Here is a 24,204-nt window from a genome sequence, read left to right as displayed (position 1 = left end):
GACTCTTTGCTCAGCTTTTTAGAATGTAAATCAATAGCGCGGATGATCTGACGAATCGAGACCAATACTTCTTCGTACTTTTCCAATTTATTCATCCAGTCTGTAGGGAACATTTATCGAGGCGACACTAACTTAAATGCGCCCTTATTTAAAGGGGGGAAATCAAAAATTACCCCTACAATTTTACGCCGTGTCCTCAATACCATTTTGTCGCGCCTTTTCGACAAAATAAGAAGAGCTAAAATTATTATAGCAATAAATGTTTGTGGTCTAACTATTGTAGTAGTGATTTGTTCTATCAAAGGCCGTAACCACACAGTGAAAAGTAAGTTGTTGGATTTTTTAATAGCAAAAAGATAGACAAAAACGTGTCAAATGATAGGATCTTGCGCCTTCACGGAATGCAAAACGTATCGTGTTCGAAAGATTTTTTTTGTTTGGTACGTAAAAACACTACAAAAATAGAGAGGAACGATGACAAAGGGTATAGATAAGTACAGTATCGATAGTACCGACTATACGGTAGGTCAGGACAACGTTCAAAAATGGGGTTTTGATGTTCATAACCCAGTTTTTGGTATTAGTGCAGGTTTAATTGCGCTGTTTCTTGTCGCTGCATTAGTTCTAGATGCACATACCGCAAAGACGGCACTTGATGGGCTGAAGTGGAAAATTATTGGTTCATTCGATTGGTTGTTCATTATTGCAGGTAACATTTTCGTTATTTTCTGTTTGGCGCTTATCGTCTCACCAATGGGTAAGATCCGACTAGGTGGTAAAGACGCTGTTGCCGATTACTCGTTTATGTCATGGCTTGCAATGCTATTTGCAGCTGGTATGGGTATCGGTTTAATGTTCTGGAGTGTTGCAGAACCTGTCGCTTACTTCACCGGTTGGTATGAAACGCCACTTGGTGTTGAGGCAAATACACCAGAAGCCGCGAGATTGGCACTGGGTGCAACGATGTTCCACTGGGGCCTTCACCCATGGGCAATTTACGGTGTTGTAGCACTTTCTTTAGCATTCTTTGCCTACAACAAAGGTTTACCGCTATCTATGCGTTCGATCTTCTACCCACTTCTGGGTGATCGTGCATGGGGTTGGGCTGGCCACATTGTGGACATTCTGGCTGTGCTTGCGACTTTATTTGGTCTTGCTACATCCCTAGGTCTAGGTGCGCAGCAAGCAGCAAGTGGTATTCATCACGTATTTGGTGTTGAGCCAGGCCTAGGTCTGCAAATCGTCGTTATTACCGTGGTGACTTTACTTGCTGTTGTTTCAGTCGTACGCGGCATCGATGGTGGTGTTAAAGTCATTAGTAACATCAACATGGTTGTGGCGTTCTTGCTACTTCTCCTTGTTGGTCTTATCGGTTGGGCGGCGAGCCTAGGTTCGATTCCAACCACACTTATGGCATATGTAGAGAATATCATCCCACTAAGTAACCCGTTTGGTCGTACGGACGAAGCTTGGTTCCAAGGCTGGACAGTGTTCTACTGGGCTTGGTGGATTTCATGGTCGCCATTCGTAGGCATGTTCATCGCGCGTGTTTCTCGTGGCCGTACCGTTCGCGAGTTCATCACAGCAGTTTTGCTGGTTCCAACGGCGGTTACCGTTGTTTGGATGTCTGTATTTGGTGGCCTGGCGATCGAGCAAGTTGTTGATAAAGTAGGTGAGCTGGGCACAAATGGCTTGACTGACGTATCACTTGCTATGTTCCAAATGTTTGATGTTCTTCCATTTGGTAGCATGCTTTCTATCATCGCTGTTGTGCTGGTACTTGTGTTCTTCATTACGTCTTCTGACTCTGGTTCACTTGTTATCGACAGTATCACGGCAGGTGGTAAAGTCGATGCACCTGTACTTCAACGTGTCTTCTGGGCATTCATGGAAGGTGCAATTGCGGTTGCTCTGCTATGGATTGGTGGCTCCGAGGCGGTTCAAGCTCTTCAGGCCGGTGCCATTTCTACAGCACTGCCATTTACCTTCATTCTGCTTGCAATGTGTGTGAGCTTATTGATGGGTATGAGAACAGAGCGTCAGTAATTCGGCATTTTATAAAACCGTCTGACTAACAATGAATCAAAAGGCCAGCAATTTGCTGGCTTTTTTTGCGCGGTTTTTATGACGCTCGAGACAAAAAAATGACACATGAAAGTTCATATTTTACAAAGAGTTAATGTGCTATTTTGTTTTTTAAAAATTAGTGAATAGTCGTAAAAAAGTGTGTAATATTCATGCACCTTAACTGTTCTCCCAACTCAAAAAACTATAAATATGAAATTATCATTAAAACAAAAGCTTATAGGCGCAAGCCTTTCTGCTGTTGTTGTGATGGCAACAGCACTTACTTGGTTGTCGGCTGGTCAATTATTTGATCAGACTCGTTCAGGTGTCTATTCACGTGCGCAAAGTCTTAGTACTACTGCGTCAGAGGGAATTTCTGATTGGGTCAATATCCGTAAAGATATTGCCACTGCGTTCAACGACTACTCGACCGAGCAAGACGTTGTTCCTTTCCTACAACAAGCTCGCAAGGCTGGTGGCTTCGATGACATCTTCCTTGGTACACCAAACGGTGATATGTACCGCTCTCATCCGGAGCGTAACCGTGCTGATTATGACCCTCGCACACGTCCTTGGTACAAGGATGCTGATGCAGCGGGTAAGCAAATCATCACAGCCGCATATCAAGACGCAATCACGAATGCACTACTTGTGACCATTGCTGAGCCAGTAATGAAAAATGGTCAGTTTGTTGGTGTTGTTGGTGCGGATGTACTGATCGATCAGCTTATCAGCGATGTGATTAACTTAGATGCAGGTGAAAACGCGCATGCGATGCTAATCGACATGAATGAAGGCACCTTTTTAGCGCATCCAGATAAAAGCTTGACGCTTAAGCCTATCACCAGTGTTCTAAAAGATTTTTCAGAAGAGGCAATTGAGCGTGCCGCCGATGAAGGTCGTATCGAAGATACGGTAATCAAAGGAAAAGAGAAGCTTTACTACTTCAATAAAGTTCCTGGCACGCATTGGATGTTTGCGATTGAAATGGATCGCGCAACAGAAGAAGCAGGTCATGCGGTATTGCTACGAGATCTATTGTTCACTGCTGTGGCGATCACGATTGTGGTTATTCTTGCAGTTTCTTGGCTAGTTGGTTTCTTGTTCCGTGACTTGAACCGCGTATCAAATGCACTGGAAGAAATTGCATCTGGCGAAGGTGACTTAACGCAACGCCTAGAACCACGCAGTGATGATGAAGTAGGTAAACTGGCGGAAAACTTCAACCGTTTTGTTGGCAACATGCACACAATGGTTACTAAGCTTAGCCACGTATCTTCTGCGCTTTCAGAGCAAGCACGCACGACAGCACAGCAAGCTGAGGAGCGTAGTCAGCGTATCTCTTACCAGCAAGATGAAATCAACATGGTGGCGACGGCTGTGAACGAAATGGCAGCAGCGACACAAGAAATTGCAGGTAATGCTGATAGCACGGCAAGTAACTCAGAAGAAGCGGTTCAAGCTTGTTCACACGGCTCAAGCCAAGTAACTCAAACGCAAGGCTCTATTCAGAACTTAGCGCAAGAAGTTCAAGTTGCTACTGATGTGATTCAAGAGCTAGAAGCACACGGAAATAGCATCAATACGATTCTATCAACGATTCAAGGCATTGCAGAGCAAACGAACCTACTTGCACTTAACGCGGCGATCGAAGCGGCACGTGCAGGTGAGCAAGGCCGTGGTTTTGCTGTGGTTGCAGATGAAGTCCGCGTATTGAGCCAACGTACTCATGCTTCAACGCAAGAGATTCAAGAAACTATCGAGATGCTACAAGGCACAACAGCCAAAGCGGTCGGTATTATGGGTGACAGTCGTCGTCTAGCTGATACCAGTGTTGATGATGCCAATGCGGCTGCAGCGAGCTTGACGCAAATCCACACTGCTGTTGAGCGTATCAGTGATATGGCAACGCAGATTGCTTCAGCAGCAGAAGAGCAAGCATCGGTAACCACTGAGATCACTCGTAACACTGAAGGTATTCGTGACGTGTCTAACGAGTTGTCAGTCGAAGCTCATCAAGCAGCAGAACAAGCTGCTCACCTGTCTGAGCTATCACACGAACTTGAACAAGAGATTCAACGCTTTAAGCTGTAATCTTGTCTCAAGCTAAGCAAAAAAAAGGAGCCATCTGGCTCCTTTTTTGATCGCTATTAAGCGTGAAGTATATTACAGCCAGAACTCACTGATGGGTTGCTCTTCACTGTAATGATGGGCGATTTGCGCTTGCAGTAGCTCTGCGGTAGCAATTGCATCGGTTAATGCATGGTGAGGCGTATAGTCTGGCAGCCCATAACGGCGTCGAGATTGCGCTAGCCGAACCGATTCTGGTTTTTTCCCTTTTAAACGCTCCCAGAGAGAGCCTGAACGTTTCTGTTGAATCGTTTCTTCAAGGTGCAGCGTATCTAAAACAGGAAACTCAATACCTTCCCCTAAACGGCTTTTGAGCGCTTTATCCAGAAACTCTCTCTCGATACGACGGTAATGAACAACAATGATTTTCCCGCTTAAGCATGGTAGCAGCTCGCTTAAGATATCGCCTAAGTCAGGTGCATCGATCAATTCGCTGTGAGTAATACCGTGTATAATGACTGAATCTTCATCGAGTGCACGCTGTGGACGTACCTTCCAATGACGCGAGTTACGTAGGAAAATTCGCTTCAGGTTAAACGGCACCAAACCAATAGTAATGATGTCATGTTTTTCAGGATTCAAACCCGTCGTTTCGAAATCTAACGCCACGAACTCCACCTCAGATAACGGTGTTTCTGGAGCAGGCGGCTTGTTGCTATAAAACGCAATTAAATTCTCATCCTTCGCCATCTCCAGCTTTTGTTCAAACTTCGTTGGCCACTGAATGGTTGGCTTCTGAAAGAGCTTTTTAATCATGCTAAACCTCACTTAAAGCTCTTGTTCGCTTGGTAGCGGAACTTAAGGAAATTTTGACCATTGCTTAGGATCTGGAATGCATCCTTTAGGTTGCGACGTTCAAACTCAGAGAGGTTTTCCGGTTCGATATTGTTATCAGGCTCAATGCCTAGTTCCACATCCGTCGCTTGGTGACGAATACGTACCATGGAAATAAATTCTAACGCGTCTTTTAAGTCTTGTGCTCGACCTTTTGGCAAAATGCCAGCATCAATAATGTCGTCAAGACGCTCAAACGAGTTCTGTGCACGTGAACCAACCGCCAGAGAGTGAACGCGAATTAAGTCGACCAGAGGAGCAGTACCGCGACGTTTGAGGTTGATGGAGTTGTTGTGTCTGCCATCTTTTTCCATCACGAAGTCTTTAAAGAAGCCCAGAGGTGGTGTTCTGTTTAGTGCGTTACGAGCCAAACACGCTAAGAAGCGGTTGTTCTTTCGAGCGCGACGAACAATAAAGCTAGTTAACTGTTCTGCCCATTTTAAGCGGCCATAGACGCCATCCAAGTCGAAAAAGATGGAGGCGTTGAGTAGTGCTTTCGGGTTCGGGTTATCAATCCAGTCAGCAAAACACTCTTCCCACTCTGAACGAGTCATGCGCCATAGTGGGTTGGTTGCCATAATATCACCTGTGCAATATTTGTAGCCACAGGCATCTAACCCATCGCTGACGTATTTTGCTAGGGCTTCGAAGTATTTACCATGTTTCTCTTCTTGATAAGTCTCATCTAGAATGATGGCGTTATCTTGGTCAGTCACCAACAGTTGCTCATCTCGCCCCATTGAGCCAAGTGCAAGGAAACAATAAGGAATTGGCGGTGGGCCAAGCTCTTCTTCTGCCATTTCTAGCAGACGCTGTTTGAAGCTTCGGCCAATGACCGACATCGCGCTACCCACCATGTGAGAGTTGGCATCTTCATTGACAAGACGCACGAAGCTGCTTTTCACTTCTTCGGCAACAACTGCTAAATCTTCGATAGTCTGTTGTTGGAAAATACTACTCACCAACAACAACGAATTCTGAGATTCATAACGAACAATGTCGGTTGTTTCGATAATACCGATTGGTAATTGGTTTTTTACCACTGGTAGGTGGTGTACGTTGTAACGCAGCATCGTTAACATTGCTTCATAGATGTAAGCGTTGTGGTCAAGAGACATGACTTCAGTGGTCATCACACTGGACACATCGTCCTGTGGGGACAAACCTTCAGCTAACACACGGGTACACAAGTCACGGTCAGTAATGATACCAAGTACTGGGGACTGTGGATCGTCTTCGTCACGAACGAAATCTGGGTCGACGATAAGTAAAGCCGATACGTTGTCATTCGCCATTTGCTGCGCGGCTTGTTGGATTGTCTGACCACGATCAATCGTATGAGCCTCGCCAGTCAGCAAGGTTTTCACTTTCGATGTCGTCAGGTCATTGGCGTCTTTGTTTTCTGAAATGGCTTGGCGTAAACGAGCGCTATTTTCAACTTCAACAAAATCCGCAAAGGAATCAAAGTTATCGTAAATTTCTTGGAAAATGTCACCAGGAATACAGTAGAGCAGGGTATCCTCAATGGCTTTTACCGGAAAGCGGACTTTGTTATTGGTGAGCATGCCCATCTGGCCAAATAGGTCACCTTCGTCAAGGCGATTATACAGCTCACCTTTGCGTCGATAAACTTCAACAACACCGCTTCGCACCACGTATAAATCTTGGATATAGTCTCCAAAATGGATGATGGGGGTATCTTCTCGGTAGTACGAGATTTCGACACTCTCTGTCACCTTGTTTAGTGTTTCTTCAGGGAGTTCATTGAACGGGGGATACTTGGCGAGAAAGTTGTAAATCTCGAGAAGTTCTGCATCCATCGAAGGCGCCTTTTAGTTCGCAAATAATAAAGTAATCTTAACTTAGTTTTAAAACAGAGTCTTATCTGAACCGCGATTTTCGTGCTCAGTCATAAGATTCTGACATATCGCACGATAAGGGAGCTTCATTTTTACTACTATATGGTCACCTCAATTGAAAAAGACGTCGCCGATATGTTTTCTTCGTGATGACTGATTAGATCTTTGGCTGTTTCAGATCGTTATCACGTCTTTAGATTAAGCTATTCTTCTTGAGCCAAGTAGCTCAGGCGATGGAATACAGTGTTTAGATAATTCTCATGAAAGGAAGTCGAATGGTGAGAAATTTATTGCTTGTTTCTTTAGCTGCTTTGCCGGCGATATCAAGCGCAGTGGTCATGGACCAAGCAGAAAAATTTGGGTACGAACACATTCATTTGGATGTTGGTGCCGGAACGACAAACGAAGAATGGTTAGATAACTCTAATACGACCACAGTGGGACTCGGTGGTAACTATTTGTTTACTGAGAATTGGTTGTTTAATGTTGATTACTCAGCGCAGTTTTTCCATCCGGATGATTTTACTCTTCGCATTGACCGCCTTTTGTTTGGTGGTGGTTACCGTTATGGAGTTACAGAGCAATTCGATATCTACGGGATATATGGAATAGGCGCAATCAAAGCGAAAGCGACGGACGACAAAACGGATAATACGTTGTCTTCCGATAGCGAATTGATTCAAGCTGTAACTGTTGGGGTGAATTACTTGCTCAGTGAAAAGCTTATTGCGACAGCTGAAGTGGAGTTGAACCGTAGTGATATCGTTGATGAGAACAATTTTAAGATCGGTCTTAACTACCAATGGCATAAAGTCATCGGCACTGGTCTTTTTTATCAGTTTAGAGATACTGATTACAGCGGTGAAAGCTCAGATTACGTCAATGAAGTTGGGCTGAGTTTGAAGTTTGTCTACTAGATCGGACGGGTTCGTTTTTGGCGTTAAGTTAAAACAAAAAAGGTCAGCTTATGCTGACCTTTCCTTTTAACAAAGTATGCGACAGTCGATTATAAAACCGCTGCAATGCCTTTACACAGAGGGCCCATATTTGACTTCGTCATACCAGCAACACTGATTCGGCCAGAACCGACAATGTAAATACCGAACTCTTCTTTAAGGCGGTTAACTTGCTCTTTAGAAAGACCAGAGAAAGAGAACATACCATTTTGACGTTCGATGAAACTAAAGTCTGCGTCCACACCTTCTGCTTTTAGTGTCGCTACAAATAGTTCACGCATTTCTTGAATACGGTCACGCATTTCTGCTACTTCAGCTTCCCATTCCGCACGCATTTCGGCGTTGCCAAGAATGTGAGTCACGACAGCACTGCCGTGTGCAGGTGGGTTAGAGTAGATAGAGCGAATAATGGCTTTAACTTGAGAAAATGCGGTTGTTGCGACTTCTTCTGACTCAGCTACTAACGTGAAGGCACCTACGCGTTCATTGTATAGGCCAAAGTTTTTCGAGAAAGAGCTCGCGACTAGGATTTCTTTGTTGTACTTAGCAAAAGTACGAAGACCTGCAGCATCTTCTTCCACACCTTTAGCAAAGCCTTGGTAGGCGAAGTCGAACAGAGGAAGCAATTTCTTCTCTGCGACAAGTTTCGCCAATGTTTCCCATTCTTCAGCCGTAGGATCGATCCCTGTAGGGTTGTGACAGCAGCCGTGTAGAAGCACGATGTCGCCTTCAGATGCAGATTGCAGATCATTTAGCATCGCATCGAAGTCTTTGTCTTTTGTTTCAGCATTGTAGTAGCTGTATTGTGCCGTTTCGATACCAGCAGCAGTAAATACGCCGTTGTGGTTCGCCCATGTTGGGTTGCTGATCCAGATCTTTACATCGCCTAGTTGACGTTTAATGAACTCGCCGGCAACACGTAGTGCACCAGTACCACCCGGAGCTTGAGCTGTTTTAGCGCGTTTTTCGTTTACAATTTCTGCATCAGAGCCGAAAAGCAGTTTTTGCACTGCAATACCGTACTCTGCTGTGCCTTCGATGGTTAGGTAAGATTTGGTTTTTTCAGTTTCAACAAGTGCTGCTTCAGCTTTCTTTACTGTCGCAAGAACGGGAGTTTCGCCTTGCTCGTTTTTGTAAATACCTACGCCAAGGTTAATTTTTTCTGCGCGAGCATCTTTTTTAAACTCTTCAGTAAGGCCAAGAATAGGGTCAGCCGGAGCGGCAACTACTTTTTCAAACATAATCTTCATCCATGTTAATCGAAGGGGTGTGCTAACATTTATACCTTTCAGCAATATTGGTTACAACCGTTACTGAAAAGAAAACCTAAAAAAGTTGCGATTTGAAACAGAATTCTAACATAACTAAAGTTTTTGCCATGAAAACGTTTGGTAGGCACAGAGTTTGAAGGGCATTTATGCCATGGTTGGAGAAGTTTTGCACACATCCCAATCGTTTCAATTCAGTGCTTTGCGTTAACGCGTTTATAGTTGTCTAGTGAGGATTTGTTGAGACAAAAACGCCCCACCAAAGGTGGAGCGTTTACTGTTAGAAGTATGGATATCGGTTGGGGTTACTTCTTCAGATTGATTTCCGACTCAACCGCATTGGTTTCGATGTCAGGGTTAGAAGAAAGTTTTTCAGTCGCCCAGTCGTTCATATGCTTTAAGATCGCTTTTAATGCGTGTTTTTCGGTTGGTACTTCTGTCTTTTCAACTTCAAGTTTTTGCTTCGGATGCGTACCCGTCGCATCTTCTGCAACGTGTAACCAATCTGGATGCCAGTAATAAGGTTGGCCGGAAGGAGAGCTCCAAGAATGTACGCCGTTGGATTCACCTTTGTATTTAATATCTTCTTCGTTGTATTTCGCCATTATTGTTTTCTCTCATAATCCATGAGTTGAGGTGTGCATCACCATTACTATTTAAATGTAACAGATGTAATGAAAATTAATGTGATAACAATCGACTTATTTTGCCCTTTGAACGCGATAGAAGATGCGTACTTCTCATTCAGAAGAATTTACTATTTGGCAGGTTTTAGCTTTATTTGTGTTTAAAGCATACGACGATGGATTCGCCTACCTAATGCTATTCTTGAACGGTGATAGAGCCTAAACTACTCGTCATTCAAGTGTTTGAGAATCGCCGCTTTTACATGCTCTTCTGTAGCTGTTTCTCCATCAGGGACTTCAAGGTCAGCCTTTTTGTGTTCACCCAAAGCATCTTCAGCGATATGCAGCCAATCAGGATGCCAATAATAAGGGGTGGTACTGCCAGGATGGTCCCAACTATGTACACCTTTATGTTTTCCGCGATACGAGAGATCGTCCATTGTAAAAACTTTCATCGCTTCCTCCTGATTTAAAGACCGTAGCTCGAAGTGAGTTTAACGCACTCAGTCCAACGTAAAACCTTGGCTTTTAGGTATTGCAAAGATGTGAGGCAATATGTGTGTAACAGTCAAAGTATGGGATATAAACGCTCACTTCGTGGCTGAAATATCTATTGATAAGCTTGATAAATTACGTTGCTAAATTGAATACTCCCATATCAGAATGCTGGCGCGAAGTATGCTATGGTGCGGCTGTAAGTGAAATGAGGGAAACATGAACCGATACCGTCAACTGGCTGAGCTGTTCAAAACGCAGATTCAGCAAAATACATGGAGAGCAGGGGAAAAGCTGCCATCAGTGCGTGTAACAAGCCGAAACCATTCTGTCAGCGCAGGTACGGTATTACAAGCTTATCAGCTGCTCGAAGCACAAGGTTGGGTCGCAGCGAAACCTCAGTCTGGATACTTTGTTACTGCGGAGTTGGACCGCTTCGAACCGAGTTCTCCAGCTACTTCCGTTTATCGCTCTAGCATCAACGATGAACTTTACGACTACCTCAAAAATCAGGCCTTACCGAATGCGGTGAAGTTTGGCTCCGCGTTTCCAGACCCTGCATTGTTCCCATTAGAAGCGCTAAACCGCAATCTAGCCAGCTCAGGTAGGAAGATGGGGGCAGAGACGTTATTGGATAACTTGCCGCCGGGTTGTGAGTCTCTACGCCGTTTGATTGCTCAACGGTACATCCAACAAGGTATGGTGTTTACCCATGATGATGTTGTCGTTACTTCTGGCGCATTAGAAGCGTTGAATTTGAGCCTTCAGGCCGTGACCCAGCCTGGAGATACTGTTGTAGTTGAATCACCGACGTTTTATGGCGCACTTCAAGCGATTGAACGTTTAGGTCTAAAGGCGATAGAAATAACGGTGGATCCGTTAACTGGACATTCAGTGGATCAAATTGAAGCGACTTTTGCCGACAATGATGTTCGCGCATGTTGGTTAATGACTAACTTTCACAATCCAACAGGAACCTTATTAAGTGACGGGCAGAAGCAACGTATCGTCGAACTGGCTGATAAATACGATGTGTACTTGATCGAAGATGATGTGTATTCAGAGCTTTATTTTTCTGAAAAAAAGCCAAGCTCACTTAAAGCTTTTGATACACAAGAACGCGTGTTGCATTGTGGATCATTTTCAAAAAGCCTTTGCCCTGGCTATAGGCTGGGCTGGGTGGTAAACAAACGCTTCAATGAGCAACTTCAAAAGCTGCAACTTATCTCGACGTTGTCAGGCAGTGCACCAATCCAGCAGGGTATCGCGCATTACTTACAAAACGATAGTTATGATAGCCATCTTAGAAAACTGCGAAAGAATCTTGAGCAGCGGCAATTGGCGTTTATTGAACTGGTTGATAAGTACTTTCCCCAATCAATTCGTTACACGCAACCGGAAGGCGGCTATTTTCTTTGGATAGAACTGCCGAAAACAAAGTGCGGAAAAGCGATTTATCAAAAGTTATTGGAAGCGAACATCACTGTAGCATTTGGTCAGTTGTTTTCTGTCGCTCCAAATTATGAGAACTACCTGAGGCTTAATACATCGTTACCTGTAAATGATGAATTAGAACAAGCCGTGAAGACGGTCGGAGAATTACTTCATTAGCCAACTGTTTACCTGTTTTTTGCTCAAACTGTATCAGTGGACGATACCGAAGCTGTGTTTCAATCATGGGCAGACAACCATTTAGGTTAGGAGCCGTAATGAAAAAGCAGTTGGTAAAGCATGAACTTAGGTTGATGGGTGTTGCTATTTTTAGCGCATTTTTGTTGGTGTTTGCACACTTGATATTGGCGAAATCTTTCTCTCATATGGTTTGGACGGAATACACTGCTGCCGTTATCCCATTTGTGATGTTTGGCTTGTGTGTGGTTGGAGTAAAATACGCAGCGCGAGCAGATGAGGATGACGACGAAGATAACAACTAGAGTGCATACACCGGTTGCTAGAAAATCATTCGTACAAAATAAAAGACCTCCACATGGGAGGTCTTTTTAATTCAATATCACTAAAAAGTGATTAGAAGTTCGCAGAGCGAGGAGTACGTGGGAATGGGATCACGTCACGAACGTTGCCCATACCAGTTACGTAAGATACTAGGCGCTCGAAGCCTAGACCGAAGCCTGCGTGTGGCACTGTACCGTATTTACGTAGGTCGCGGTACCAGCTCATATGTTCAGGATCGATACCCACTTCACGCATACGTGCATCTAGAATGTCTAGGCGCTCTTCACGCTGAGAACCACCGATGATTTCGCCGATGCCCGGTGCTAGAACGTCCATCGCTGCAACTGTTTTACCGTCATCGTTAGCACGCATGTAGAATGCTTTGATGTCTTTCGGGTAGTTCTTAACGATTACAGGTGCTTTGAAGTGTTCTTCAGCAAGGAAACGCTCGTGCTCAGAAGACATATCGATACCCCATTCAACTGGGAATTCGAACTCACGACCTGAATCAAGAAGGATCTGGATTGCGTCAGTGTAGTCAACCTGCGCGAAGTCAGAAGAAACGAACTGCTCTAGACGAGTGATTGCTTCTCTGTCGATGCGTTGAGCGAAGAACTCAAGGTCATCGCGACACTCTGCAAGCACTGCTTTAAACACGTACTTGAGCATGTCTTCAGCCAGTTTCGCTACATCATCCAGTTCTGCGAACGCAACTTCAGGCTCAACCATCCAGAACTCTGCTAGGTGGCGGCTTGTATTTGAGTTTTCAGCACGGAAAGTAGGGCCGAAAGTGTAAACTTTGCTTAGCGCACAAGCGTAAGCTTCTGCGTTTAGCTGACCAGATACGGTTAGGAACGTCTCTTTACCGAAGAAGTCTTCGTTGTAGTCCACTTTACCAGCGTCAGTGCGAGGAAGGTTTTCCATGTCTAGCGTAGATACACGGAACATTTCACCAGCGCCTTCAGCATCTGAAGCCGTGATCAACGGCGCAGATACCCAGAAGTAACCTTGCTCGTGGTAGAAGCGGTGGATTGCTTGAGATAGGCAGTTACGTACACGTGCTACTGCACCGATTACGTTTGTGCGCGGACGTAGGTGCGCAACTTCACGTAGGTACTCGATTGAGTGACGAGTTTTTGCCATTGGGTAAGTTTCAGCATCTTCAACCCAACCAACAACTTTAACGTCAGTGGCAGCAAGTTCGAAGTCTTGACCCTTTGCAGGAGATTCAACAATCTTACCAGTTACTTCAACAGAGCAGCCAGTCGTTAGCTTTAATACTTCGTCTTCGTAATTATTAAGATTATTTGGGACCACGGCCTGAATCGGGTCGAAACAAGAGCCGTCATATATGGCAAGGAAAGAGATTCCAGCTTTGGAATCACGACGTGAACGGATCCAGCCACGAACAGTCACTTCGCTGTCTACTGCTAGCTGACCTTTCAATACGTCTGATACAGGCGCGTAAGTCATGTTTTCAATATTCTCCATTGAGGTAAAAATTCAACTCAACGCTTACTTAAAGTACTTGTCTAATAACATTTTTGTTCAAAAAACAAGCTAAGCGCTGAGTTGGGTAGCATTTTACAGATTCAACGAGACATATTACCTGTCAATTCGCTCGCATCAACCTTTATATTCGTTTTGATGGGGAGAATCTCTCTATTTATTCACTCTTTTGTGCTCTGAAAGTGTGAATTGGTTTAGTAATTGCTCTAAACGTTCGGATAGATGCTCTAAATCAACACTAATATCACGCGTGTGCGATGCTGATTGCGATGTGTCGTTAGCATGCAGTGTGATCACATCTATTTTAGATTGAATATGCTGACTTACATCAGATGTGGTTTGCGTCTGGTTTTGGATATCTTCTGCATGTCTGAGCACTTGGCGCATTTCGTCAACAACGTTATGCATTGTGGCTGATAGTGTCTCGACATCGACAGAGCGTTGATGAGCAAACTGGCAGACGGTATCAACAGAAGTTAATGACTCTTCACTTCCTTGCTGGAATTGAGAAATGATATGTTCAATATTACCAGTGGCCTCAGCCGTCCTAGAAGCCAGGTTACGCACTTCTTCCGCGACGACCGCAAAACCGCGCCCTTGCTCTCCGGCTCGGGCGGCTTCAATAGCAGCATTCAACGCGAGCAGATTGGTTTGTTCTGCAATACCCTTAATAACCACAAGAATGGACGACACTTCTTCGGTTCTTTGATTTAGAGAGCTGATTTTTTCCCGTACGGTATCAATGTTACTTACTAGTTGTTTGATGTCTTCACTTACATTGTGTGCTTGGCTTGCACTATGAGTGGCGACATCAACGGTGTGATTGACCAAAACAGTAGCGTTGTTAGTCGAGTCCTCAACCGCAGTTTGTTGCTGCAGCATATCGGTGATATTGCTTTGTACTTCGCTGGTCTCTAGCTGTTGGTTATTGGCAGCTTTATCTGTGGACTGCGCGACAGCAGTTAGTTTACTCGCGGAGTCGGCAAGTGAGTGAGAGGTGTCTTGCACACGTTCTAAGCTTTCGGAGACCGTATCCATGAATGAATTGATGGCAGTAGAAAGTTGGCCCACTTCATCCTGTTGGTGATGCATAAGTCGTTGAGATAGATCTTTGCTATGGCTCACATTCGACATGAATTTCGACGTTCTTTGAATTGGTCGTACAATGATTTTCTGAATCAAACTCATCGTTATGATGAAGCCCACAAATGCGATTACGGCCATTATTCCCATCGCAAACATTGCCTGTTTACTGATCATTGAATTGACATGATTCATGTTGTATTCCAAGCGAATCGCGCCCAACACTTCTCCTGCTGGTGCAACGTGGCAAGAAACGCAGTTGGTGCCACGGTAATTTTCGCTCGATTTCATTGGTAGTGCGACTACTAACCCTTTGCCCCAATCGGCTGAGATTGGTTCAATCACCAGTTCACCATTCAACGCTCGTTGATCAATATCATCGACAGGCTGCTGGTTTTGTTGCCCAGGTCCGTAAAGTTTGGTCACAGTATCAGCTCGTAACACGCGAACTGCTTCAATGCCTTCTTGGGCCAGGGCCTTTTGACGTAAGGTTTCTTTTTGCGACATGGTGCCCGTAAGCATCATCATATTTAGGCTATCGAAATAATTACTAGCCTTATCATGGAGTTGTTCACTAAGAACATCATTGATTAAGGTTTTTTGTTGATGGTATTGGTAAGCCGTAGAGGCAGCTAGAACGCAGCTGAAGACAGCAATTAACGCCAGTAAGAGCTTAAAAGTGATAGTTGAGCGCATAAATTTATAAGTGTAATTGGAACGAACTGCACAATATTAATGTGCACAAATGCGCACTGCGAACAACGAAATGAATGATTGTGACCCCACACATGTTGGGGATATGTAATTGTGATGTGAGTGCTGTGTAATCAAATGTTTGGCGCGTGACAGAAATACGGCGCTTTGGTGTGAGTGATAGCAAAGAGGCCAGGAACCAGCGGAAGTTTTTGCTACGCTTGTATGGGGTAACGCTTGTCTCTTGGCAGCGAATTCCTTAGTATTGTCTGTCTTTTTAAAGCCTGAGAATCAAGATGAAAACAGAATTATACAAAGGGAATATGTTTTAGTTTCATCGGCTTTCTAATAGCTTCCAAAATCTACATCGTTTATCATGTAAAGCCAATAAATACGGGACTTGCGAGCTTCATGGTGTTTCCTCGTGTGACATGGGGAAAATGCCTGAAGAAACGTAATGTGTGTATATATTGTGTATATGACAGGGTAGACTATGACCATCACCGAACGGGCTTTAAAGTCCAAAAATAACTTTCCAACAGACAAACCACACCAAGATTTAGCCGACGGCGGCGGCCTACTTGCGCGCTTCTATAAGAGCGGAAAAATTAGCTTTTTCTATCGCTTCCGCTGGCAGGGGAAACAAGCAATCTTAACAATCGGCACTTATCCTCAAGTTTCTTTAAAAGAAGCTAGGGATATTCACCGAGAAGCTAAAAAGATGCTTGAGCAAGGTTTAGATCCGCGAAACAACAGAGCCAAAAAGAAAATCTCAACCGTTCAAGAGTGTATTGAGTTTTGGATTAATGAAGAATTGACCCCAAGGCGCAAATATCCAAAGCTAATTATCAACGCGCTATATACACACATAATTAGCAAGATTGGCTCTAATGAATGGGAGCAGATGAAAACCGTTGATTGGATCAACGTGATTAAGACTATTGAAGGTAAAACTGTTCCAGTTCGCTTGCTGACAGAATTAAAGCAGTGTGCCAAATACCTAATGGCTGTAGACATTATTGAAGAGAACAAACTGATCAATATTCAAAGCCGTTTTGTTGGCACACCGTCGAAGCCAAGGGATAGGGTTTTATCATTCAAAGAACTCAAGCAGATTTACGACTATTGCCGTTCTGGTGAATATCCTCTTGAGTTTGCGGCAGCTTGTTTGATTCTCATGTTTACCGGAGCGCGTAGCGGAGAACTGAGAACGGCCAAGAAAGTTAACATCGACCTGAAAGGTAGAACTTGGAAAGTGCCACCAGAAAACAGCAAGAACGGGCGTTTAATCGTTCGTCCAATTCCAGATTTCTTGATTGGTTACTTTGAATTTTTATACAACCTTCATCCAAGCTCTGAGAACTTGATTATCTCGAACAGGGGTATGGAGTTAGGAGTGCAAGGCTTTCAAAGCCGTTTTAGACCTTTGCAAGCGGCGTTAGCGTTGCCAAGCTGGTCGCCACACGTATTTAGACACACGCTAGCAACTCACTTTGGAGATTTGAAAATTGAGCCTTATGTTGCTGAAAAGATGTTAGGCCATGAAATGGCAGGTGAAATGAAAACCTACAACAAAGGTCAGTATTTGAGTCAGCAACTAGACGCCATGAAAATTTATCATGACGCCGTAGTTAACTATAAAGTAGAAAGTTGACGAGATTTTATACCGAGCGCTTTTGCGAGTTTGTCTCGTGTTGACTCTCTCAAGTGGTCGGTATCTTTGCTTTCCAAACGGGACATCATTGATCTTGATGTGCATCCCATTCGTTTTATCAGTTCCGTTTGAGTAATGCCTAAGTGAACACGCCACGCTTTCAATAAGCTGTAATCATCGAGATACATTAGCGCCTTAACTTCAACCGGAATATCTTTGCGATCCTTTAATGGTGTTGGGTCAACGAACGGCATCGAAAAACGTTGCTTGCAGTGACGGCATTTCCACTCAGGATCGCCTTCCAAGTAGCTAATAATTTGCACTTGGGCCGTCTTACAGATAGGGCAATGTACGTTTTTATATGCTTTCAGTATTTGCCCTAATCGACCTCCATAATTAACGCCCATCTATATACCTATAAAAAGTCGTAACCCTGATCACTTTCCCATTTGAGCACATCTTCAGTTTTCCAAATGAGTCTTGGTGAAGATATAACAGGTTCAGGGAAGCCTTTTGTTTTACGCCAGTTGTATAAGCCGCGCTTTGTGAAGTTTTCACCATCTCGCATTGCAAAAGGGCGATATCTAACAAGCAATTGTTCAATACTAATTAGTTTTTCTTCCACTTTTCTAATTCCTCATATTGAAGCTGAATTTCCGCTAAGTATGGTTTTCTGAATCCAACCTCATCTAAAATTAAACTTGGTGCCGATTGGTTGCCGAATACATCCCAACCATTTCTTGGTTCGCCTCGATGGAAAAGCTCAAGCTTTCTGGCGAACCGTCCAGCGATTTTTTCTACTTTGCTGCGGCCTTCTTGTGGCTTGGCACTATGTTCGCCAACTGGTGCCGTAAAGAACGAGCGAACGGAGCGACTTGCTGGTTTTGGTTTACCTTTAACCGCGATTAGTGCCGATTCTGTTCCAGCTCTTGTGTGGTAACCAAGACCAAAGAAAGGTAAGCCGTTAACAGTCTCTTTTCCCCAAACCAATCCATTGATGTTTTTAACGGTAAATCCCCACGCTTCAGCAAGCTCACACGCCTCTTTAGGCATGGCGTTCACGTACCACATGATCAGATAACAGTTATCAGATGCCAGTTCACCAACTGGCATTTTCTTTAAGTCGTCTATCGTCATTGTTAGATACTTTTGTGAAGCGCCGCTTTTCATTGATCCGCCAGTTCTTTTTGAACTGAATTGCCAAGGTGGATCGGCATAAATCACATCGTATTTCACTTGCGACGAACCTCGTTTACTTGCTCTTTCGTCCAGTTCTCGCGTTCCCAAGGTTGAACGATCTTTTCGTCAATTGCTGCTCGGATTTTTGACGCACTTGCTTCGCTAATGCCCTTAACTGATTTTGCTAGTTGTTCATCGGTTGGGTGCATTACGCTGTAAACAGAGAAATAATTTGCATCGTTCAGAAGCTTCAATTCTCGTTCGGTGATTACACCGTCGTAAACAGATTCAAGTGTGACTTCTTTAAAGTGTTCCACACGCGCAATTAGATGCTGGTGGCTAACTTCAGCAGCGTTCGTGTAAATTTCTTGAAGGTCTGTATATAGCTCTGTAGGAATACGGCCTTCAAACTCGTGAACTGTTGGGATTAATGGGATAAGCCAGTCAGAGACACTTACCACACAACAAACAGCCCAATTGGAACGCAATTCAATATGGAAGTTTAAGTCACGAATTACGCTTAGATTTTTAACCAATGGCTTGAACGCAAGAGGGTAGCCATAACGGTAGATAAATAGCTCTAAACCGTCTTTGCCAACGTAAGGCTTTTCTACGTCACCATCAATGAAATGCAATCGAGCTTTGTACTCTTCGCATAGGTGCGTTGCTTCTAATGCCGCTTCGCTTAGTTGAGTAACTTCTTTTTTCAAGCGAATATTTTCTTTGCGGTAGTCGCTTGATTCTTTCTTTAAACGGTTGATTGTGTTTAAGCGCTCGTCAGCAGTTGCGCGTGATTTAGCTAGGCGTTGCTTTAAAGCGTCTGGATTCATTTCACGGTAACGCTTAACTTCTTCTCTTAGTGCAGGAAGATCAGCCGTTCTTGCTTTTAGTAAGTTAAATTCGCTGTGTAGTTTGTTGAGCTTGTCTAGGTGGTCTAGTTCAATTGCTTCGTTCTCTTTGGTCAGCTCAATAACTTTCAGTTCAAGCGTGTCGCGTTCTGACTCGGCCTTTTCAATTCGATCAATTAGTTCGTTGTACTGATCTGTTTCGTAGTTTAGAGATTCAGAAACTAATTGTGCTTGGGTTTCAACAAGAGAAAGGACGTTACCAAGTTGGTTTTGAACCATGTTTAGAAGGTGATTAACAGCAACGTCTACAGGTTGGGTTTGGTTGGTCATTGGTCTACCTTGTGAATACAACTTATCTGATTTGGTTCCCTCGTGAGTGAGGGTACCATTACTCATTAGTAAGTACCGATGTAAGTCGGCATTGCTACAGATTGGTTGGCGAACTCTTCTTTAACGACTTCAAGGAACTTCTCAGCTATTTTCTCTTGAATCTCTTCCATGCGTTTAATGCGTAGGGTTAAAAGCTCATTTCGAATTATTGATAGGCGCAACTCAAAGCGGAAATCACCTAAACCAGAGTATGGTTCGCAAGTGAATACAAATGCCGCAGGTAGCACAAGATCTTCACGAGTTTTAGTCGCAATACGTTCGTATTCGCTTTGTGATTGAGAGAAATCACTAACTTGTCGGTTTGAGCCGCGAGTGTGTTCAAAATCAAGTTCACGAACAGCCGCAATCGCTTTGAACATTTCAATTTGTTCGCCGTTTGAGTCAAACGCAGAAATGTAGTCTTTCCAATCTTCCAAGAACTCAGCCATATCGCGTTGTTCCATGCGTTCGCCGTCGATGTTTAGCAGCGCTTTAAATGGCGCAGTGCGTTTTAGTGATACTGAAGCCTTGTGAAGTTGATGACCTGCTTTGTCGTTAGTACCAACGTCAAAGATTGTTTTAGCTTTCATTGAATCAGCATCAATAAAAGTCTTTGAGCCTTCTAGCTGGTGGTCTTTTGCATACTTCGCAAACTCAGTGATCGAGATTGTATTAAACTCGCCACGCAAGTTATTGCGGTGTTCTTGGTACTGTTCCAAATCTTTTAGGGAACAGTTGTCAGGCACTAGAATCAGTTGGGAAAGCGTATTTTTAGCTTCAATAGCTTTAATAAACTCAGGAACGCTACCCTTATTTACAAGTTCTTGAATTGATTCTTTAGTAAATGACATTCTTCTTTACTCCTTAGTATTTACCAACGCTTAGTTTGCTAATGCCAGCCGGAATTTCTAGCTGGTTGTGGACGCCAACGGCTGGGCGGTCATAACTCAACTTGCCACCGAAGCCAGCAAACGCCACGGTTTCATATTTGAAGTCTTCGACTTTCGAGCCGTAATTTACTTTCGGTTCTTTAACCGTGATCGCCGTGGTTACATTCATAATCGACGGGTCGGTTTTAGATGCTGGTGAAAGCTTTAGCTTTAAGATGATCTCGCCAGCTTTACCGGAGTTAGATACAGCTAGTGCCACGTTGGATGTGGCTAAACCAAGAACGTTAGCAATCGAGCCAGCCTCTACACGCTCGATAAACTCAGGGAAGTTAGTCACACGTTCCATTTGAGGGTCTTTTTTGGCAGTTCCTTCGCCAGTCATTTTTGCTTCGTCAATAGTCATGTTTACTCACTTATCTTTTGTGATACTATGACGGCGTTGCAGCGGTTTGGTCGCCGCTTCAACACGGTCATACCATTAAATGGTCTGGTCATACCTTGTGAATAAAGCCGCTCAGGAATGGGCGGTTTTATTTCTGCTCTTTTGTTTCCGAACGATGCAAATAGTAGCCTAACGATGAAAGTATTGGAAGTGTTCGAGAACAATAAAAAATGAAATTATTGTTTTCATTTTTTATTTGGGATTTTAGACAAAAAAAACCCTCGCATAGCGAGGGAAATCCTTTTAAAAGCTGATTGTGAGTAATATCTATCGGCACAAATTAGAATATCGCATACGCAGCGAAAGTGCCAATTAATTTCTGACCAGTGATTTCTACAAGACGCAATTCAAGAGGTAACTCTTCATTCATGGATTTCAAAAACTGCCTACCGTGTGCGGATTGGTATTCCATGATCTCCACGTTGTTACCAGTGTTTGCTACAACCAATTGACCAGACACAGGTGATTTATCAATGTCAAAGTACAAGTAGCCACCAGCAGGATAGTTTTTGATTTGGTCGTTCACCTTTACAACGAATTGACTCTTTGAGTTTCCACTAGGGCAAGGGAATCGTTGAGTGCGCTCTGAAACACCCGTTTTTAAAAACTCATCTGGGTCAACGTCAACGAACGAGTTTAATGATACTAGGGGAGCACCTAGTTCAATGCGAGAAAGCTCTTTGTATTCGTCAGCCGTTGGCGAACCTTCACCAGTAGCTAACCACTCAAGACGGCAATCGAGGGCATCTGCTAGCCTGATAGCCGAATCAAGCATGATACTTTTTTCTGGATTCAATTTGATGTTGGTTAACACCGCTCGACTTACACCAGATCTCTTTGCCAAGTCGATGCTTTTGGTTATGTTTAAATCCCGTTTCCTCTGCTCGATGTTCCGAGCAAGCACAGACATAGACATAATGCCCCCTGTTTGATGTTTAAATATTACGCTTGTATATGTATGTGAAATTCACACACCAAGTATAAACCAATTCTTTTTTTTGGTCGATTATTGGTCTAATTTTTTTTATTTGACAACTTCACTGTTTACGATCAATGATTGAAATCATCGAATGTTGACGACACTCAACAGTAGATAACCTAAAAGTGTGTTTTGGTGAGCGTGGGAGCTATTTCCTATCAGCCACCCACTTGTGGCGCTAATAGCTTAGTGTCGCCACGCTCAACCAAAGCACATTGAGAGGTAACCATGAACATTCCTGAAAATCGCTTTTTCGTTCTAAACAACATGGCTGTCGTTCCAACGATGATTTTTAAGCGTGGTTTGACGCTTGAAGAGTTAGGAGCTTACTGCGTTTTGAGCGCGACAAGTTTCAACTGGTGGAAAGAGGTCGATGAACTCAGCAACGCATTGGGAGTGCCAGTCGAGAAACTTGAATCACTCAGACAAGCGTTAGTTGAAAAGTGTGGTTTGACTGAACCTAAAGACGAATACAACGAAGAAGAACAGGCTGAACGCGCAAGTTATATCTACAAAGACATTCGAACAAATAGTGAATTTTAAGTAAAAAAAAACCGCCTTGTGAGGCGGCGGTCTTTAAGTTTGCACCAAATGTTAGTGCTGTGACGAGGTAATTATATGGCACAACCAAATAAGAACGCAACGATCAAGCGTAAACGTGCAAGTCGCAACTTCACCATGATTTGCAACGAGGTTTATGCAGACCATTGTTTGAGTTTTCAAGCTATGGGATTGCTTAGTTACTTGTTGTCAAAACCTGATGATTGGGAAGTTAAAGTGTCCCACTTAGAGAAAGTAACCACCGGAACCATGAAGAAAACGGGGCGTGATGGTGTTTACGTAATACTAAAAGAGCTTATTGAGCGTGGCTTTTGCCTTCGCCACAAAGAGGCTGACGGTTCAACCTGGTATGAAGTGAGTGACTATCCAAAAAGCCTAATCCGTGAAAGCCGTATTACGGAAAAGCCAGATCCGGCTAATACGACACTACTAAATACTGATCTTAAACTAAATACTGATCTAAATACTTCGTCCGAATCTGACGATTCAGACCAATTGCTTTCTGATGCGTTTGCAATTTTCTGGACTGCCGGAATGAGAAAGGTTGGGAAGATTCAAGCATTCAATGAGTTTAAGCGAGCTATCAAGCGCCTAAAGGCCGAGCCTTACGAGTTTGCACGAATGCTCGCTGAAGACGTAAAGCGACGCAATGCAGCGCAGCAACAAGGTTTTGATCGCTTACATCCAGAACGTTACATCAAGTACGAACGCTGGACAGATGAATTGCTTAACGACACGAATCTAAGAGGTATCGACAATGGACAGAAATTTGAAATCAATGGAATCGGTTATGGCGAGAATGCCGATCAGTCAATCTTCCCTGAATGGTTGCGGATTTACCCAAACCAATCGCCAGCAATCAAATTTGCACGAGTACAACAACAGCGCCAATGGATTGAATCCCAAGCTAACAGCCCTATGGGACACGCTAACGGAAATGTACGGCAAGACATGGGTAACGATGAATGGCGCAGTGATTACTACGGTATGGGGAAACTTCCTTTCGACCCTGAATGATTTGCAACTTAACCGGATACTAGCGATCTGCTTTGACCGACTATCCAACGGCAACCGCTTCCCTCCATCGCTTGGTGAGTTGATGACTCAGATTAACCAGCGAACCGAAGCGGAATACCGCGAAGCCTATGACCGATTTTTGAATCGTGCGCCAATGGGGAGAGCCGAGAAATGGGTAGCACAAAATTGTGATTGGGATTTGAAACGAGCTAGAGCTGGTGGAGAGTTAGAACTTTTCATCAAGTATCTACGGGATGCAGACGCTAAAGAACGAGCTGGCCGCTTGAGACTTGCAGAGGATGAGCTAAAAGCGCTACCAGTACACAGTCGAGTTTCGGTAAGTGACAAGGTTCGAGAAGAGTATCGACGTTCAGGAGAACGACACGAGTTTTCTGATCGAATTGACCAACTAAGGGCCATGAAACGATGAACGATATCAAGCAGCAAATGAAGATTTTGATCGCCAAAATGCACGAGTACGGCTTTGAAGAAATTGCAATCAACAACGATGTGCCAGCAATGGATCAGGAGTTTGCTAAAGCGCTAGTGAATTACCTAGAAGCCACCAGCAACGCATTCTTGAGCGTATCTCGCCTTCACAAGCTAGCGAAGCAAAGAGACTTCAAAGTATTGAGTGAGAACTTAGAACAGGACTTAAAAACACTAGCTGGCATGGCTAGCATGATCGGCAATACGTGTAGCTCATACGGGCGAATGGAAATTGAAGCGTTTGATGTTGCTTTAGAGGCTCTTCACCGCGCAGAAGAAGAATCTAAATTTTCGGCCTGTTAA

24 protein-coding genes and 1 pseudogene are annotated in these 24,204 nt (G+C 43.9%); 10 read left to right on the top strand and 15 right to left on the bottom strand.

Annotation, left to right across the window (positions count from 1 at the left end; all coding sequences use genetic code 11):
- A pseudogene (locus R7P72_RS18770) lies at window positions 1-86 on the bottom strand (MarR family transcriptional regulator); the annotation flags it as partial.
- A gap of 388 nt (window positions 87-474) precedes the next feature.
- Between R7P72_RS18770 and R7P72_RS18765 the strand changes: the two are divergent.
- Window positions 475-2,046, top strand: coding sequence for a BCCT family transporter (locus R7P72_RS18765; protein WP_005376879.1), 1,572 nt, complete (start codon window positions 475-477; stop codon window positions 2,044-2,046).
- A gap of 231 nt (window positions 2,047-2,277) precedes the next feature.
- Window positions 2,278-4,161 carry a methyl-accepting chemotaxis protein gene (locus tag R7P72_RS18760; protein WP_005376880.1) on the top strand — a complete coding sequence of 628 codons (1,884 nt, stop codon included), beginning with the start codon at window positions 2,278-2,280 and terminating at the stop codon, window positions 4,159-4,161.
- A 72-nt stretch (window positions 4,162-4,233) separates the two neighbouring features.
- Here the strand turns inward: R7P72_RS18760 and R7P72_RS18755 are convergent, their stop codons facing one another.
- Both R7P72_RS18755 and R7P72_RS18750 read right to left on the bottom strand, forming a co-directional pair.
- Complete coding sequence (locus R7P72_RS18755) at window positions 4,234-4,953, bottom strand: 3'-5' exonuclease (RefSeq protein WP_005376881.1); 720 nt, start codon at window positions 4,951-4,953, stop codon at window positions 4,234-4,236.
- Between the two features lie 8 nt (window positions 4,954-4,961).
- Window positions 4,962-6,851 (bottom strand): DUF294 nucleotidyltransferase-like domain-containing protein, encoded by a 1,890-nt coding sequence (locus R7P72_RS18750; RefSeq protein WP_005376882.1) that lies wholly within the window; start codon window positions 6,849-6,851, stop codon window positions 4,962-4,964.
- Window positions 6,852-7,165: 314 nt separating this feature from the next.
- Here R7P72_RS18750 and R7P72_RS18745 point away from each other — a divergent pair, with 314 nt between their 5' ends.
- Window positions 7,166-7,807, top strand: coding sequence for an outer membrane beta-barrel protein (locus R7P72_RS18745; protein WP_005376883.1), 642 nt, complete (start codon window positions 7,166-7,168; stop codon window positions 7,805-7,807).
- 89 nt (window positions 7,808-7,896) lie between these two features.
- Here the strand turns inward: R7P72_RS18745 and R7P72_RS18740 are convergent, their stop codons facing one another.
- The 3 genes from R7P72_RS18740 to R7P72_RS18730 form a co-directional block, all read right to left on the bottom strand.
- Complete coding sequence (locus R7P72_RS18740; RefSeq protein WP_005376884.1) at window positions 7,897-9,087, bottom strand: amino acid aminotransferase; 1,191 nt, start codon at window positions 9,085-9,087, stop codon at window positions 7,897-7,899.
- 332 nt (window positions 9,088-9,419) lie between these two features.
- Window positions 9,420-9,719 carry a hypothetical protein gene (locus R7P72_RS18735; RefSeq protein WP_005376885.1) on the bottom strand — a complete coding sequence of 100 codons (300 nt, stop codon included), beginning with the start codon at window positions 9,717-9,719 and terminating at the stop codon, window positions 9,420-9,422.
- A 245-nt stretch (window positions 9,720-9,964) separates the two neighbouring features.
- Window positions 9,965-10,195: a hypothetical protein gene (locus R7P72_RS18730; protein ID WP_005376886.1), complete on the bottom strand. Its 231-nt coding sequence runs from the start codon at window positions 10,193-10,195 to the stop codon at window positions 9,965-9,967.
- Window positions 10,196-10,454: 259 nt separating this feature from the next.
- Between R7P72_RS18730 and R7P72_RS18725 the strand changes: the two genes are divergently transcribed.
- Window positions 10,455-11,846 (top strand): PLP-dependent aminotransferase family protein, encoded by a 1,392-nt coding sequence (locus tag R7P72_RS18725; RefSeq protein WP_318110748.1) that lies wholly within the window; start codon window positions 10,455-10,457, stop codon window positions 11,844-11,846.
- A 98-nt stretch (window positions 11,847-11,944) separates the two neighbouring features.
- Window positions 11,945-12,169, top strand: coding sequence for a hypothetical protein (locus tag R7P72_RS18720; protein WP_033905633.1), 225 nt, complete (start codon window positions 11,945-11,947; stop codon window positions 12,167-12,169).
- Window positions 12,170-12,260: 91 nt separating this feature from the next.
- Here R7P72_RS18720 and asnS read toward each other — a convergent pair whose 3' ends face one another.
- The gene (gene asnS, locus R7P72_RS18715; protein WP_054577700.1) at window positions 12,261-13,661 is read right to left on the bottom strand and encodes an asparagine--tRNA ligase; all 1,401 of its coding nucleotides are present in this window, start codon (window positions 13,659-13,661) and stop codon (window positions 12,261-12,263) included.
- Window positions 13,662-13,850: 189 nt separating this feature from the next.
- Window positions 13,851-15,476, bottom strand: coding sequence for a methyl-accepting chemotaxis protein (locus R7P72_RS18710; RefSeq protein WP_005376889.1), 1,626 nt, complete (start codon window positions 15,474-15,476; stop codon window positions 13,851-13,853).
- Between the two features lie 490 nt (window positions 15,477-15,966).
- Here R7P72_RS18710 and R7P72_RS18705 point away from each other — a divergent pair, with 490 nt between their 5' ends.
- A complete protein-coding gene (locus tag R7P72_RS18705) occupies window positions 15,967-17,127 on the top strand; it encodes a tyrosine-type recombinase/integrase (RefSeq protein ID WP_169601450.1) in 1,161 nt (386 codons plus the stop codon).
- Here R7P72_RS18705 and R7P72_RS18700 read toward each other — a convergent pair.
- From R7P72_RS18700 to R7P72_RS18670, 7 genes are all read right to left on the bottom strand, one after another.
- On the bottom strand, window positions 17,109-17,534 hold the full coding sequence (locus tag R7P72_RS18700) for a helix-turn-helix domain-containing protein (protein ID WP_169601448.1): 426 nt from the start codon (window positions 17,532-17,534) through the stop codon (window positions 17,109-17,111). The two genes, R7P72_RS18705 and R7P72_RS18700, sit on opposite strands and share 19 nt — an antisense overlap.
- Window positions 17,535-17,542: 8 nt before the next feature.
- Complete coding sequence (locus R7P72_RS18695; protein ID WP_020840938.1) at window positions 17,543-17,752, bottom strand: hypothetical protein; 210 nt, start codon at window positions 17,750-17,752, stop codon at window positions 17,543-17,545.
- Window positions 17,737-18,363 (bottom strand): MT-A70 family methyltransferase, encoded by a 627-nt coding sequence (locus tag R7P72_RS18690; protein WP_021454678.1) that lies wholly within the window; start codon window positions 18,361-18,363, stop codon window positions 17,737-17,739. The genes R7P72_RS18695 and R7P72_RS18690 overlap by 16 nt, the downstream gene beginning before the upstream one ends.
- Window positions 18,360-19,484, bottom strand: coding sequence for a hypothetical protein (locus R7P72_RS18685; protein ID WP_025589011.1), 1,125 nt, complete (start codon window positions 19,482-19,484; stop codon window positions 18,360-18,362). Before R7P72_RS18685 ends, R7P72_RS18690 begins: the two co-directional genes overlap by 4 nt.
- 65 nt (window positions 19,485-19,549) lie before the next feature.
- Entirely contained in the window at window positions 19,550-20,374 is an 825-nt protein-coding gene (locus tag R7P72_RS18680; RefSeq protein ID WP_169601446.1) for a DUF2303 family protein, read from the bottom strand.
- A 13-nt stretch (window positions 20,375-20,387) separates the two neighbouring features.
- Window positions 20,388-20,816 (bottom strand): hypothetical protein, encoded by a 429-nt coding sequence (locus R7P72_RS18675; protein ID WP_020840934.1) that lies wholly within the window; start codon window positions 20,814-20,816, stop codon window positions 20,388-20,390.
- Window positions 20,817-21,135: 319 nt separating this feature from the next.
- Complete coding sequence (locus R7P72_RS18670) at window positions 21,136-21,771, bottom strand: helix-turn-helix domain-containing protein (protein WP_025510299.1); 636 nt, start codon at window positions 21,769-21,771, stop codon at window positions 21,136-21,138.
- 291 nt (window positions 21,772-22,062) lie between these two features.
- Between R7P72_RS18670 and R7P72_RS18665 the strand changes: the two genes are divergently transcribed.
- The 4 genes from R7P72_RS18665 (at window position 22,063) to R7P72_RS18650 (ending at window position 24,204) form a co-directional block, all read left to right on the top strand.
- A complete protein-coding gene (locus R7P72_RS18665; RefSeq protein ID WP_169601444.1) occupies window positions 22,063-22,377 on the top strand; it encodes a hypothetical protein in 315 nt (104 codons plus the stop codon).
- Between the two features lie 75 nt (window positions 22,378-22,452).
- On the top strand, window positions 22,453-23,412 hold the full coding sequence (locus tag R7P72_RS18660; RefSeq protein WP_021453565.1) for a hypothetical protein: 960 nt from the start codon (window positions 22,453-22,455) through the stop codon (window positions 23,410-23,412).
- Window positions 23,369-23,842, top strand: coding sequence for a hypothetical protein (locus tag R7P72_RS18655; protein ID WP_169601442.1), 474 nt, complete (start codon window positions 23,369-23,371; stop codon window positions 23,840-23,842). The genes R7P72_RS18660 and R7P72_RS18655 overlap by 44 nt, the downstream gene beginning before the upstream one ends.
- The gene (locus tag R7P72_RS18650; protein ID WP_169601440.1) at window positions 23,839-24,204 is read left to right on the top strand and encodes a hypothetical protein; all 366 of its coding nucleotides are present in this window, start codon (window positions 23,839-23,841) and stop codon (window positions 24,202-24,204) included. The genes R7P72_RS18655 and R7P72_RS18650 overlap by 4 nt, the downstream gene beginning before the upstream one ends.

It is taken from the genome of Vibrio sp. Vb0888, assembly GCF_033338835.1.
GTDB classification, from domain to species: Bacteria; Pseudomonadota; Gammaproteobacteria; order Enterobacterales; family Vibrionaceae; genus Vibrio; species Vibrio alginolyticus.
The sequence above is the reverse complement of the archived record's forward strand: the minus strand, read 5'-3'. Positions and strand labels throughout refer to the sequence as shown.